Raw genomic sequence first — 13,893 nt, 5'->3', positions numbered from 1 at the left:
TCCAAGTCCCTAGTATTAAAGTTCTACGCCCATATCTTTTGCTTTAGCAACAACTTCTTCGATAGAACCTACAAGACGGAATGCATCTTCAGGTAATTTATCATACTTACCTTCAAGAATTTCTTTGAAGCCACGAACTGTATCTTTTACGTGTACGTAAGATCCTTTTTGACCTGTAAATTGTTCAGCTACGTGGAAGTTTTGAGATAAGAAGAATTGAATACGACGAGCACGTGCTACAGTCAATTTATCTTCATCAGATAATTCATCCATACCTAAGATAGCGATAATATCTTGTAATTCGTTGTAACGTTGTAATGTAGCTTGTACTTGACGAGCAACATCATAATGTTCTTTACCAACAATTTCAGGTGACAATGCACGAGAAGTTGAAGCCAATGGGTCAACGGCAGGGTAGATACCCATTTCAGAAAGTTTACGTTCAAGGTTTGTTGTAGCGTCTAAGTGAGCGAAAGTTGTAGCTGGAGCCGGGTCAGTATAGTCATCGGCTGGTACATATACCGCTTGGATAGATGTTACAGAACCTTTGTTTGTTGATGTGATACGTTCTTGTAAACGACCCATTTCAGTTGCAAGTGTTGGTTGGTAACCTACGGCAGAAGGCATACGACCTAATAATGCAGATACTTCAGAACCTGCTTGAGTGAAACGGAAAATGTTATCGATGAATAATAGAACGTCTTGTCCCATTTCATCACGGAAATATTCAGCCATTGTAAGACCAGTTAATGCTACACGCATACGAGCACCTGGTGGCTCATTCATTTGACCGAATACCATTGCTGTTTTTGAAATAACGCCTGAATCGCTCATTTCATAGAATAGGTCGTTCCCTTCACGAGTACGTTCACCTACACCAGAGAATACGGAAATACCACCGTGTCCTTGAGCGATGTTATTGATAAGTTCTTGGATTAATACGGTTTTACCTACACCAGCACCACCGAATAGTCCGACTTTACCACCTTTGATATATGGTGCTAATAAGTCAACTACTTTAATACCTGTTTCAAGTACTTCAACATTTGTTGAAAGTTCTTCGAAAGTAGGAGCTTCACGGTGAATTGGATCACGGCGAGCTTCTGCTGGAATTGGATCTGCTAAGTCGATTGTATCACCTAATACGTTGAATACACGACCTAATGTTACTTCACCAACTGGTACTGAGATTGCAGCACCTTTGTCAGTTACTACTGCGCCACGTTGTAAGCCATCTGTTGATGACATTGCGATGGTACGAACAGCGTTATCGCCTAAGTGAAGAGCTACTTCTAAAGTAAGTGTTACAGCGTCTTCGTTAGGACGTTTAATTTCTACAGTTAGCGCGTTATTGATTTCTGGTAATGTGTTGTTATCGAATTGTACGTCGACAACTGGACCCATTACTTGAAGAACGTGTCCTGTGTTCATACTTGTATTTCCCTCCTATCAAACTAATTACAGAAAGGTTAGGGAGTGGCCTATTCTAAGGCCGCAGCTCCACCAACGATTTCGGTAATTTCTTGTGTAATAGCCGCTTGACGTGCACGGTTATACAGAATTGTTAAGTCATTTATTAAGTCATGAGCGTTATCTGTAGCGCTCTTCATTGCTGTCATACGTGAAGCATGTTCACTCGCTTTACCGTCTAATAACGCACCATAAATCAAGCTTTCCGCATATTGTGGTAACAATACTTCTAGAATTGCTTCGCCAGATGGCTCAAATTCATAAGAAGCTGATGTTGTGCTTGTTGGAGTAATATCAGTAATTGGAAGTACTTTTTTCTCCGTTGGTTCGTTAGAAATTGCACTGATAAAGTGACTGTAGTACATATAAAGTTCATCATAAGTACCATCTGTGAACATACCAACAGCTTTACGAGCAATTTGTTTAATATCTGAAAATGAAGGTTGGTCAGGTAAACCAATTTCTTCATCAACTACGTTAAAACCTTGTTTTTTAAAGAAATCACGAACAACTCGACCAACCGCAAAAATAACGACGTCATCTTTTGATTGGTTACGACTTTCCATTCCATCAAGTGCTTTACGAATAACATTTGAGTTGTATGCACCTGCTAAACCACGATCTGAAGCGATCACAAGGTAAGCAGATTTTTTTACAGGACGAGAGACTAACATTGGATGTGCGCCATCTTGAGTTCCTGAAGCGATTGCTGCAACAACATCTTGAATCTTATTCATATATGGAACGTATGCTTTAGCATTTGCTTCAGCACGTGACATTTTTGAAGATGACACGAGTTGCATTGCGTTCGTAATTTTACTTGTACTAGTTGTAGATTTAATACGTTGTTTTACTTCGCGTAATGATGCCACTGGTATTTCACCACCTTACCGTTTTATTTTAAAATTCACATTTATGCAATCTTACTCAGCTGAAGGAGCGAAAGTTTTTTTGAATGCATTGATTGTTGAAGCCATATCTTCATCAGATGGAAGGCCTTTAGTAGTGCGAATTTGATTTAAAACGCCGGCGCCGTTTTCATCATTAACATCTAACCAAGCATATAATTCTTGTTCGAAACGAACGATGTCTTGAACTGGGATATCATCTAAGAATCCTTTAGTCAATGCATATAGAATTACAACTTGTTTTTCAACTTTAATAGGTTTGTTAAGATCTTGTTTAAGTACTTCTACTGTACGTTTACCACGTTCAAGTTTTGCTTTAGTAGCGGCATCAAGATCAGAACCAAATGCAGCAAATGATTCAAGTTCACGGAAAGCAGCTAAGTCAAGACGTAGTGTACCGGCAACTTTTTTCATTGCTTTGATTTGTGCAGCACCACCAACACGAGATACAGAAAGACCTGCGTTGATCGCTGGACGAACACCTGAGTTGAATAAGTCAGATTGTAAGAAGATTTGACCATCAGTGATTGAAATTACGTTTGTTGGAATGTAAGCACCGATATCGCCTGCTTGAGTTTCAACGAATGGAAGAGCAGTAATTGAACCGCCGCCGTAAGATTCGTTCAATTTAGCAGCACGTTCTAGTAAACGACTGTGTAGGTAGAATACATCACCAGGGTAAGCTTCACGACCTGGAGGACGACGTAATAATAATGACAGTTCACGATAAGCAGCTGCTTGTTTAGAAAGATCATCATATACGATTAATACGTCTTTACCTTGAAGCATTAATTCTTCACCCATTGATACACCAGCGTAAGGAGCTAAGTATAATAATGGAGCTGGAGAAGAAGCTGCTGCAGTAATAACGATTGTGTAGTCTAATGCACCGTTTTTACGTAAAGTTTCAACTAAGCTACGTACAGTTGATTCTTTTTGACCGATTGCAACATAGATACATGTTACGTTTTGGTCAGCTTGGTTTAAGATTGCATCGACTGCAACAGATGTTTTACCTGTTTGACGGTCACCAATGATTAATTCACGTTGACCACGACCAATTGGAACTAAAGCATCGATTGCTTTAATACCTGTTTGTAGTGGTGTATCAACTGATTTACGAGCCATTACACCGAAAGCAGGGCTTTCGATAGGACGAGTTTTTGTAGTATTGATTGGACCTTGTCCATCAACTGGTAAACCTAGTGGGTTTACAACACGACCAATTAGTTCTTCACCAACTGGTACTTCCATAATACGACCTGTACGACGAACTTCATCGCCTTCTTTGATGCCTTTAGCAGGGCCTAGGATAACGATACCAACGTTATTTTCTTCTAGGTTTTGTGCCATACCAAGAACACCAGTAGAGAATTCAAGTAATTCTCCAGCCATGACGTTGTCTAGGCCGTGAGCACGAGCGATACCGTCACCAACAGTGATGATTGTACCAACTTCGCTAACTTGCATTTCAGATTGGTAATTTTCCATCTGTTTTTTAATAAGTCCACTGATTTCTTCAGCTTTGATGCCCACGTTTGTCACCTCTCAAATGATTATTGGATTAACCGATCAATTCACGTTGTAAGCCAGCAAGTTTTGTTGCGACTGAGTTATCGTAAATTTGGTTTCCGATTTGAACTCGAATTCCACCAAGTAGTGTTGCATCGATTTCGTTTGTAATATGAAGCGCATTTTTTCCTACTTTTTGAGCAAATACAGTAGAAATGCGTTGTGTTTCATCTTCTGTTAGTGCACGTGTTGAGAAAACAATTGCATCTGCAACACCTTGAGCATTGTTAGCTTGAGTAACGAATGCATCAATTACATTAACTACTTCATGAATGCGTTTTTTATCAACTAAAAGTTTTAATGCATTCACAATGATTGGTTGTACAGAAGCGAACAATTCAGAAAGGTTTGCTTTCTTTTGTTCTGCATCGATTTTTGGAGAATCAAGTAACTTAAATAGTTCTTGGTTTTCTTCAAATGCGATTTTTACTTCACGTAAATCTTCTGTTACTTCATTTAGAAGATTATGTTCTTGTGCTAATTGAAACAAAGCTTTAGCATAGCGATTCGCTGCAGTCGATTGACTCATCGATTTTCCCCTGCCTTCGCAATCGTTTCTTCAATTAGAGAACGATTATCTTCTTCTGAGACTTCTTTATTAAGTACTTTAGATGCTGCAAGGACAGAAAGTGAAACCACTTCTTCGCGAACAGCGGCGATTGCTTTTTCTTTTTCAGTCTCGATGTCACGTTTTGCTGATTCTTGTAAACGCACTGCTTCATTACGAGCAGCTGAAACAATCTCTTCTTTTTGAAGATCTGCTTGTTTCTTAGCGTTTTCAACAATCGCTTGCGCTTCTACACGAGCTTCTTTAAGAAGGCTACGTTGTTCTTCTAATAATTGTTTAGTTTCTTGACGGCTTTTTTCAGCTGCGTCTAAGTCACCAGCAACTTGTTCTTCACGTTGTTGCATAATTCCCATCAATGGACCCCATGCGAATTTTTTCAAAAGAAGCATTAGGACGATGAAAACTATTAATGTAACCAGGATATCTCCCCAGTTCACGCCAACATGAGCTGCTTCACCTAGTGATAGATAGTCTAAAAACACGATTGTTTCACTCCCTTCAAGAGCTTAGAGTTCAAATCATTTATGATTGGAATCTTAGTAAGATGTAAATTCTAAAGGAATTTTGCCCTTCAATTATAGGCATAAGGAAAGGCGAAGTATTCCTTAGATGAAATTTTCTTCGCCATTTCATAAAACAATTAAAGACGATTATTTGTTCATTACGATAAATGCGATAACTACCGCGATGATTGGAAGGGCTTCGACTAATGCTACCCCGATGAACATAGTTGTTTGAAGAACGCCACGAGCTTCTGGTTGACGAGCGATACCTTCTACTGTTCTAGAAACGATTAAACCATTACCAATACCTGCACCAAGTGCACCTAAACCAACTGCGATTGCTGCTGCTAATAAACCCATTGTAAATTTTCCTCCTTGGAAATGTTATATTTTTTTGTGGTTGTCAGCTGTTTAGCTAATGCTACTGCTAAACAATTTATACTTAATGGTCTTCACTCACTTTGTGAGAGATATAAACCATTGTTAACATAACGAAAATAAATGCTTGGATTGAACCGATAAATACGGAGAATCCTTGCCATACTAATGTTGGAATGGCTGCTGCTAGGAAGCCCCAACCTGACCACATTGTACCTAAACCTGCAAGTAATCCTAATAGAATTTCACCTGCATAAATGTTACCGTAAAGTCGTAGACCTAATGTCAATGTATTTGCAAACTCTTCAATGATTTTCAATGGGAATAAGAAAAGCATTGGTTTTGTAAACGTACCGATATAATGGTTCATACCACGTAGTTTAACACCATAGTAGTTTGATAATACTAGAATCATTACGGCTAAAGTCATTGTGATTGTCGGATCAGCTGTTGGTGATTTCCACCATAGTTCTCCATTTACATGAACTGAGAAAGGAAGACCAAGCATGTTCGCAACAAAGATGAACATTATTAGTGTGATTCCTAATACATGGAATCTACCACCAGTTTTCCAGTCCATATTGCTGTTGACGATATTCTTTACGAAGTCCATAATCCACTCCATAAAGTTTTGCATACCTGTTGGTTTTAACTTCAGATTTCTAGTAGAAATGAAAGCAATTAAGAAAACAATTACAGCTGTAACCAGTAATACTAAAATATTCGCTGGGTTAAATCCTAATCCCCATAAATCAAAATGCGGATTTTCATGTTGCACTTTGCATTCACCTCACTTTCAAATGTGCTTATTGGTTTTTTACATGAAATACGATCCTGTCTACTAAAAGCAGAACGTACGGAATCATTAGCCCAATGACCACACTCACTAAGTGAAAATACTTTGGCCAAGTAATCGCTACTGCGGCAGCTGCAACACCAGATGCAAAGCGTAAGCCCATCCCTAGAGACGGTGCTTTTTTCCCTTCACTTAATGCTCGGTCAAAGCGTTCCATTCTTCGGACGAGAATCCAAAAGTTATATTGACCAAAAAGCACACCTACTGCGAGACCAGCAAATACAGTTTTGAATGATGTAAATCCCCAGCCTAACGCAAAAAATGCAAGCAAAAAAAAGAAGGCTTTCTTCTGCATAGCAAAAATTTGATGCAATTCTAGCATTGGTCTTTAATCTCCTGAATCTTATTTTCTTCGAATGATGGAAGTATAGCTGACCACCGAATGGATGTCGGATAAGTAGTGTAAAACTACACTGGGGTGGAAGCCGTTTAAACTCACATTTGAGTTGAATCGGATCCAAATGGTGAGAGATAAGCTTTTATGATAAACCACCGCCTCATAAGGACATCTAATAGACGTACAAAAACCGCTAAAATTTTACAGAAAATAATATTAACTGCAAAATTAGTAGAAACTTGGTATCTAAAGAGTTTCCATTATGATTTTTGAGCATGAAACCCTTATCATTCTTACCCTTTGTAAGCATACAATAGTGAATATTTCATGTCAATTGGTTAGAGAGAAAAACTTCACAAGCAATACTACTTTGTCAAATTGTAGACAAATTTTGAACAAAATATTTCAATTTTGTAGCTATTGTTAGAATATTATAAATCCTCACAAATTATATGGAATAATTTGTGAGGATTTTGTTACAAACTATTTGATGATAAAAATCCGAGTAATGATTCTACTATTCTTTCAGAAGCATGTCCATCACCATATGGGTTGGATGCATGTGCCATTTTTTCATATTCGCTATGATCTGTTAACAATTCTTTTGCTAAATGATATATAGTATCCTCATTTGTTCCTGCTAGTTTTAATGTACCAGCTTTGATACCTTCTGGTCTTTCCGTGGTATCTCTTAATACAAGTACTGGTTTACCGAGAGAAGGCGCTTCTTCTTGAACACCACCTGAATCTGTCAGAATCATAAATGATCTTGCAGCAAAATTATGAAAGTCAAACACTTCAAGTGGTTCTATCAAATGTACTTTCGGTTCATCACCTAAAATTTCGTTAGCAATTTCACGAACAACTGGATTTAAATGCACGGGATATACAACTTGAACATCATTGAACTCTGTTAACAAACGTTTAATCGCCTTAAACATATGGCGCATAGGTTCACCTAAGTTTTCCCGACGATGAGCAGTTAATAGAATCATTCGATCTTGTCCTAATTTTTTTAATACAGGATGATCATAATGATCGCTAACTGTCGTTTTCAGAGCATCAATAGCAGTATTCCCGGTTACAACAATACTATTTTCTTTTTTGTTTTCAATCAGCAAATTTTGTTTTGCTTGTTCAGTAGGTGCAAAATGAATGTCTGCCATCGTCCCTGTAAGCTGACGGTTCATCTCTTCCGGAAACGGAGAATACTTGTTACCCGTTCTTAAGCCCGCTTCTACATGTCCAATTGCAATTTGGTTATAAAAAGCAGCTAAACTCGCGACAAATGTTGTAGTTGTGTCACCATGAACAAGTACGATGTCTGGCTTCGCCTCTTTCATAACCTCATCAAGTCCTTCAAGACCTCTTGTTGTGACATCTAGAAGCGTTTGGCGATTCTTCATGATGTTCAAATCATAATCAGGTGTGATCTTAAATGTGTCTAGAACTTGGTCTAACATTTGTCGATGCTGAGCTGTTACGGTAACAATTGTTTGAAGTTCATCCGGATGCTTTTTAAGCTCTAATACAAGCGGAGCCATTTTAATCGCTTCTGGACGTGTACCGAATACTGTCATTACTTTCCACTTTTTAGACAATCGAAGCACCACCTATATTATTCATTATTTTGTTCCAAATAAACGGTCGCCGGCATCTCCTAGACCCGGTACGATATATCCGTGCTCATTTAGTTGTTCATCCAATGCTGCAATAAAGATATCGATATCTGGATGTTCTTTTTGGATAGCTTTTACGCCTTCTGGAGCTGCAATTAAGCACATGAACTTAATATTTTTTGCACCACGTTTTTTTAGTGAGTTAATGGCTTCAATTGCTGAACCTCCTGTTGCTAACATTGGGTCAACAATAATATAATCACGTTCTTCTAAATCAGCTGGGAATTTTGCATAATATTCAACTGGTTTTAGTGTTTCTGGATCGCGGTATAAACCAATATGAGCTACTTTAGCAGCAGGGATTAGTTTTAATACTCCATCGACCATACCTAATCCAGCACGTAAAATTGGCACAACTGCAATTTTCTTACCTGATAATACTTTTGTTTTTGTTTTTGTAATTGGTGTTTCAATTTCAATTTCTTCAGTTGGCATATCACGAGTAATTTCAAATGCCATAAGTGTTGCCACTTCATCAACTAATTCACGGAATTCTTTTGTTCCTGTGTGTTTATCACGAATATATGTTAGTTTGTGTTGAATTAATGGATGGTCAAAAACGAATACTTTACCCAAGAAGATCTCTCCCTATTTAATATTTATCTTGCTTATTATAACAGAAAAGATTCATTCTTATGTATTTTTTTGAAATTATCGTATTTCGTTCAAAATTTCATTTACTTGTCCTATAGATAAAGGTTTATAAAAGTAATAACCCTGACCTACATCACAGCCAATTTCTCCTAGCTTTTCAACTTGACTTTTATCTTCGATTCCCTCAACTACAGCTTTAACATTTAAATTGTCCGCTAGTTGTAACATGGTTCGAATAATGGCAAATGTTTTCGAATCATTCATATTGTCAATAAAACTTTTATCAATTTTAATCTCCGCAAAATCTAATTGAGTTAAGTAATTCAGAGAAGAAAAACCTTTTCCAAAGTCGTCCATAGATGTTGCAAATCCATAAGATTTTAAATGATTAATAATTGTACTCGCTTTTTTTAAATCGACTAATCCAATACTTTCTGTTATTTCTATTTTGATATATTTTGGATTCACACGATATATATCTAGTTTGTCGACGAGATTACATACAAAATCTTGTTCATAAAAATGCTGTGGAGATATATTAATAGACACTTGATACAATGGTAATCCTCTACTTTTCCGTTCACAGAGCCAATCTAACACATTATCTAAAATCATATTTTCAATATCAATTATTTTCCCAGTACTTTCAGCAAGTGGTATGAATTGATCTGGGTAAATCATCTTACCAGTTTTCGTTTGCCACCGAGCTAATGCTTCAAAACCAATGATTTCTTTAGTTTGTAGAGATACTTTTGGTTGAAGATATGGTATGAATTGTTTTTCTTTTATGCCATGAATGATTAAATTGTACATTCTTCTTTCGTGTTTAATTCTATTATTATCTTCATCGTCAAAAAATTGAATATTATTTCCAGGCTCAAGCTTTGCTTTTGAAAAAGCTTGATCTGCCCTTCTAATACTTTCATCTAGTTGCTGATAACTTTCAATTGGAGATAGCCCTACACTTAATGAGACAAAAACTTCAAAACCATGTATTATAAATGGCCTTTCTACAAATTGTTCTAAGACATGTTTTTCATATTGCTTATAGTTAAAATCAACAAAAACAATCAATGCGTTTGTAGCGAATGAAGCTACTACTAAGTTTCTGTTTTCTTTATAACTACTCATCCTATCCGCAATTTGAGTCAATAAATCATAACCCGCTTTACGTTCATAAAGATTAACTATATCTTCATATTCTTTAGGAGATATTATACAAATATAACCTTTTGAACATTCTGGAAATTTTTCTTGTACTTTCTTTTTGAAATAAGCCAGGTTATATAATCCTGAATTTGGCTCTTTCGTAATTCGTTCAAGCATTATTTTTTGATAACTACCATATTTAACAATTGTTCTAATCACTGTTGTTAATTGTTGAAAAAGTGTAATATCAATACTCTCTAATGACCATTTGTTAGAACATGCAACAATGAATACGCCTCTTACTTTATTTTCATCATCTTTTAATGCAAATAAAACCGCTTTATTGTATCGAGAACATATATCATGTGATGGTAAGTACATATTAGGTTCTAGTAATACATTTTTTATGATATATTGTGAATTCTTACTTAGTAGTTTTTTAAAATATTTATTATAAGGGATGATATCATCTTTGTTAAATGCGTTTATCGTTTTGTTCGTAAAACTTTCTGATAGAAACATTTTCGCACTATCATCTTCATTATAAATCATTACACTACAAGTAATATTATTGGACGTGTATTGTTCAATTTTTTTGAAGAATCCCTGTAATATTATTTCTGGGTTTTCTTCATCGTTATACTTTTCTAAAACCCAATTTTGAATATCTGAAATTAATTTATTTTTCTTTTGTTCTGTTCTATTATAAAAAGTTGCCATATATAGCTTTCGAGAAGTTCCACTAAATTGCAGTGGATGAAATAATACTTTGCAATGAACGATAGCATTATCTTTTGTGGTTATGAACATTTCCTTGCTTAACCGTTTTGTTTTTGAAATAGCTTTATGTAATTCTTCTTTTATCATTGAAAAAAAGGACAACCCTTTTACTTCTTGCTTTTCGTATTTGGTCATAGTTTCAAAGCTTCTACTTGAAAACAGTATAGGAAAATCATCATTTTCTGTATCAAATACTACAAAACCACCAAGAATTTTGCTATCTATCTTATCATCAAAATTTTGAAACCACTCGATTAAATCATTGGACAATTGAGGTAAATCGTTTTCCACTTAAATTATCCTCCCCTATAAACGCACAAAACAATACTATTTTACTAAATAAAAAAAGCTACTTTTGGATTATACCAAAAGTAGCTTTTTTTTACACTTATTTCGTATAAATTGGGTGTTTATCTGTTAGGACTTTAACACGTGTAATTGCATCTTGTTTAACTGCTTCGTCTTCTGGATTTTTTAAAACATTAGCAATAATAGAGGCAACTTCTTTCACATCTTCTTCTTTGAAACCGCGAGATGTAATAGCAGGTGTACCAATTCGAACACCAGATGTGATAAATGGACTTTCTGGATCGTAAGGAATTGTATTTTTGTTTGCAGTGATGTTCACATCGTCTAGAAGTTTTTCTGCTACTTTACCTGTTAGGCCTAGAGAACGTACATCTAATAATAATAGGTGATTATCCGTACCATCTGATACAAGTTTAATACCTTCTGCTTGTAATGCTTCGCCAAATACTTTTGCGTTTTTCACAACTTGGTGGATATATTCTTTAAATTCAGGTTGAAGTGCTTCGCCAAATGCAACAGCTTTACCTGCGATAACATGCATTAATGGACCACCTTGAATACCTGGGAAGATGGATTTATCAATTTTCTTACCCCATTCTTCTTTGCAAAGAATTAGTCCACCACGTGGGCCACGTAAAGTTTTGTGAGTAGTAGATGTTACAAAGTCAGCATATGGTACAGGGTTTGGATGAACACCTGCAGCAACAAGACCTGCAATATGAGCCATGTCGACCATGAAATACGCTCCTACTTCGTCAGCGATTTCACGGAATTTAGCAAAATCAATAATGCGTGGATATGCAGATGCACCTGCCACGATCAATTTTGGTTTATGTTGAAGTGCTTTTTGACGAACATCTTCATAGTCGATTACGTTTGTATCTTCTGTCACACCATATTCAACAAAGTTATATTGTTTACCTGAGAAATTGACAGGACTACCGTGTGTTAAGTGACCACCATGAGATAAGTTCATACCTAAAACAGTATCGCCTGGTTCTAAGATAGTAAAGTATACGGCCATATTGGCTTGTGCACCTGAATGTGGTTGTACATTTGCATATTCAGCGCCAAAGATTTCTTTTAGGCGATCACGTGCAATATCTTCAACAACATCCACATGTTCACAACCGCCATAATAACGTTTACCAGGATAGCCCTCAGCATATTTGTTTGTTAATACAGAGCCTTGTGCTTCTAAAACTGCTTTAGAAACAATATTTTCAGAAGCGATTAACTCAATATTCGCTTGTTGACGAGCAAATTCTTTTTCAATTGCTTCAAATACTGCTTTGTCTTGTGACGCAATAGTTGACTGATCTAGTGCTGCTAGATTTTCCATTACACCTATTCCCCCTAATTTCTACTCTTTGTTGTATACTGATCTCTCGCCACCTATTAGTTTTGGACGAGTTTTTGCAACTGTCACGACTGCCTCTCCAATTTTTGAGATAGAAGTGCGGACAGGAATTGCCACTTTTTTTAAGTGCATACCAATTAATGTTTGACCAATATCAATTCCTGCATGAGCTTGAATTTCTTCAACTACTACAGGATCTTTAAATTGGCTATAAGCATACGTTGACATCGAACCACCAGCTTTTTGAACAGGGATAACAGAAACAGGTTCTAATCCATATTGTTCTGCTGCAGCTCTTTCTATAGTTAAGGCGCGATTTATATGTTCGCAACCTTGAAACGCTAAATAAAGTTGGTGTTTTTCAGCAAAAGACTTTAATGGTTTATACAGAGCTTCTGCTATTTCTAAACCACCAGCTGTACCAATCTTTTGACCTTTTACTTCTGATGTTGAGCATCCTATAACGAAAATTTGCCCATTACGGAAAGTCACTTGTTGTTCAAACTGAAATAGCAATGATTCGAGCTGTTCTTCAATTTGATGTAAGTTCATCGTTTAAGACCTCTAATCTAATTATTGTTCTTGTGCTTCTATTTCTGAAATTTTGTTGATGCGACGTTCATGACGACCACCTTCAAAGTCTGTTGATAACCACGTTTGAACGATTTCACGTGCAAGTCCTGGTCCAATGACTCTTTCTCCCATTGCCAACACATTTGAATCATTGTGGCAACGTGTTGCTTTAGCACTGAATACATCATGTACTAATGCACAACGAACACCTTTTACTTTGTTTGCAGTAATGGACATTCCAATACCAGTTCCACAAATTAAAATACCGCGATCAAACTGACCACTAGCTACTCCATTAGCAACTGGTAAGGCATAGTCTGGGTAATCTACTGAATCAGATGTTTTTGGACCAAAGTCTTCATAACTAATACCAAGTTCTTCTAGCAAAGCTATGATTTCTTTTCTTAAATTATTACCACCATGATCTGATGAAATTGCAATTTTCAATGGGTTCCCTCTTTTCAATTGTTCTTTTCATCATCAGTTTACCACTTCTATATGTATAATGACATATTTTCTACTCAATTGCGAGAGGCAATTTTTAAAAATACGAATAATATTATTTTTTATCATAAATTTATCATGATATTATAAGTAAATCACGAATATATTTTTAAATTTCAATATATTAATTCGTGATTTAACTCTAATTGATTAAGTTTTAGATCAAATCTATGTGATTATGGAGAGAATCCAACGCTAGTTTGAATGCGACTAGGAGAAGATTTCATAAAATTGCTGGGTGAAAAGATAAAAAAGAGCGGAAGAAAAAGGCAAATTGCCATCAAAATAAGACGACAATTTGCCTTGTATGATTAGGCTATTCCTATGTCCTAACCGGTTAGCTATAGAAGCTA

14 protein-coding genes are annotated in these 13,893 nt (G+C 36.2%); all 14 read right to left on the bottom strand.

Translation table 11 applies throughout. The features are described from left to right. Positions 1-15 precede the first annotated feature (15 nt). Positions 16-1,431 carry a F0F1 ATP synthase subunit beta gene (gene atpD, locus Q0977_RS11760; RefSeq protein ID WP_119414107.1) on the bottom strand — a complete coding sequence of 472 codons (1,416 nt, stop codon included), beginning with the start codon at positions 1,429-1,431 and terminating at the stop codon, positions 16-18. Positions 1,432-1,481: 50 nt separating this feature from the next. Further along, complete coding sequence (atpG, locus tag Q0977_RS11755; protein WP_119414106.1) at positions 1,482-2,342, bottom strand: ATP synthase F1 subunit gamma; 861 nt, start codon at positions 2,340-2,342, stop codon at positions 1,482-1,484. Positions 2,343-2,393: 51 nt separating this feature from the next. Next, on the bottom strand, positions 2,394-3,914 hold the full coding sequence (gene atpA, locus Q0977_RS11750) for a F0F1 ATP synthase subunit alpha (RefSeq protein ID WP_119414105.1): 1,521 nt from the start codon (positions 3,912-3,914) through the stop codon (positions 2,394-2,396). A 28-nt stretch (positions 3,915-3,942) separates the two neighbouring features. Continuing rightward, positions 3,943-4,479, bottom strand: coding sequence for a F0F1 ATP synthase subunit delta (locus Q0977_RS11745; RefSeq protein ID WP_119414104.1), 537 nt, complete (start codon positions 4,477-4,479; stop codon positions 3,943-3,945). After that, positions 4,476-5,000: a F0F1 ATP synthase subunit B gene (atpF, locus tag Q0977_RS11740; RefSeq protein WP_119414103.1), complete on the bottom strand. Its 525-nt coding sequence runs from the start codon at positions 4,998-5,000 to the stop codon at positions 4,476-4,478. Before atpF ends, Q0977_RS11745 begins: the two co-directional genes overlap by 4 nt. A gap of 168 nt (positions 5,001-5,168) precedes the next feature. Continuing rightward, positions 5,169-5,381 carry a F0F1 ATP synthase subunit C gene (gene atpE / locus Q0977_RS11735; RefSeq protein WP_066791746.1) on the bottom strand — a complete coding sequence of 71 codons (213 nt, stop codon included), beginning with the start codon at positions 5,379-5,381 and terminating at the stop codon, positions 5,169-5,171. An 82-nt stretch (positions 5,382-5,463) separates the two neighbouring features. Continuing rightward, entirely contained in the window at positions 5,464-6,177 is a 714-nt protein-coding gene (gene atpB / locus Q0977_RS11730) for a F0F1 ATP synthase subunit A (RefSeq protein WP_299514081.1), read from the bottom strand. Between the two features lie 28 nt (positions 6,178-6,205). Then, a complete protein-coding gene (locus Q0977_RS11725; RefSeq protein ID WP_119414101.1) occupies positions 6,206-6,577 on the bottom strand; it encodes an ATP synthase subunit I in 372 nt (123 codons plus the stop codon). Between the two features lie 491 nt (positions 6,578-7,068). After that, complete coding sequence (gene wecB / locus Q0977_RS11720; RefSeq protein ID WP_299514078.1) at positions 7,069-8,193, bottom strand: non-hydrolyzing UDP-N-acetylglucosamine 2-epimerase; 1,125 nt, start codon at positions 8,191-8,193, stop codon at positions 7,069-7,071. A 24-nt stretch (positions 8,194-8,217) separates the two neighbouring features. Further along, positions 8,218-8,847, bottom strand: a complete 630-nt coding sequence (upp, locus tag Q0977_RS11715; RefSeq protein ID WP_299514076.1) for a uracil phosphoribosyltransferase — start codon at positions 8,845-8,847, stop codon at positions 8,218-8,220. Between the two features lie 75 nt (positions 8,848-8,922). Beyond that, complete coding sequence (locus Q0977_RS11710) at positions 8,923-11,085, bottom strand: EAL domain-containing protein (RefSeq protein ID WP_299514073.1); 2,163 nt, start codon at positions 11,083-11,085, stop codon at positions 8,923-8,925. A gap of 97 nt (positions 11,086-11,182) precedes the next feature. Further along, complete coding sequence (glyA, locus tag Q0977_RS11705) at positions 11,183-12,445, bottom strand: serine hydroxymethyltransferase (RefSeq protein WP_124217488.1); 1,263 nt, start codon at positions 12,443-12,445, stop codon at positions 11,183-11,185. Positions 12,446-12,466: 21 nt separating this feature from the next. Next, positions 12,467-13,015 carry a TIGR01440 family protein gene (locus Q0977_RS11700; RefSeq protein ID WP_119414096.1) on the bottom strand — a complete coding sequence of 183 codons (549 nt, stop codon included), beginning with the start codon at positions 13,013-13,015 and terminating at the stop codon, positions 12,467-12,469. Positions 13,016-13,036: 21 nt separating this feature from the next. Beyond that, complete coding sequence (rpiB, locus tag Q0977_RS11695; RefSeq protein WP_124217487.1) at positions 13,037-13,483, bottom strand: ribose 5-phosphate isomerase B; 447 nt, start codon at positions 13,481-13,483, stop codon at positions 13,037-13,039. Between the last annotated feature and the right edge of the window lie 410 nt (positions 13,484-13,893).

The sequence above is a fragment of the uncultured Rummeliibacillus sp. genome (assembly GCF_934216135.1).
Taxonomy (GTDB): domain Bacteria; phylum Bacillota; class Bacilli; order Bacillales_A; family Planococcaceae; genus Rummeliibacillus.
This window is presented reverse-complemented; position numbering and strand designations above follow the sequence as displayed.

Excerpts from the sequence above, each read along its gene's own strand:
- atpE (WP_066791746.1), bottom strand. The coding sequence starts at position 5,381 with ATGGGTTTATTAGCAGCAGCAATCGCAGTTGGTTTAGGTGCACTTGGT.
- Q0977_RS11725 (WP_119414101.1), bottom strand. The coding sequence starts at position 6,577 with ATGCTAGAATTGCATCAAATTTTTGCTATGCAGAAGAAAGCCTTCTTT.
- Q0977_RS11745 (WP_119414104.1), bottom strand. The coding sequence starts at position 4,479 with ATGAGTCAATCGACTGCAGCGAATCGCTATGCTAAAGCTTTGTTTCAA.
- atpD (WP_119414107.1), bottom strand. The coding sequence starts at position 1,431 with ATGAACACAGGACACGTTCTTCAAGTAATGGGTCCAGTTGTCGACGTA.
- glyA (WP_124217488.1), bottom strand. The coding sequence starts at position 12,445 with ATGGAAAATCTAGCAGCACTAGATCAGTCAACTATTGCGTCACAAGAC.
- Q0977_RS11700 (WP_119414096.1), bottom strand. The coding sequence starts at position 13,015 with ATGAACTTACATCAAATTGAAGAACAGCTCGAATCATTGCTATTTCAG.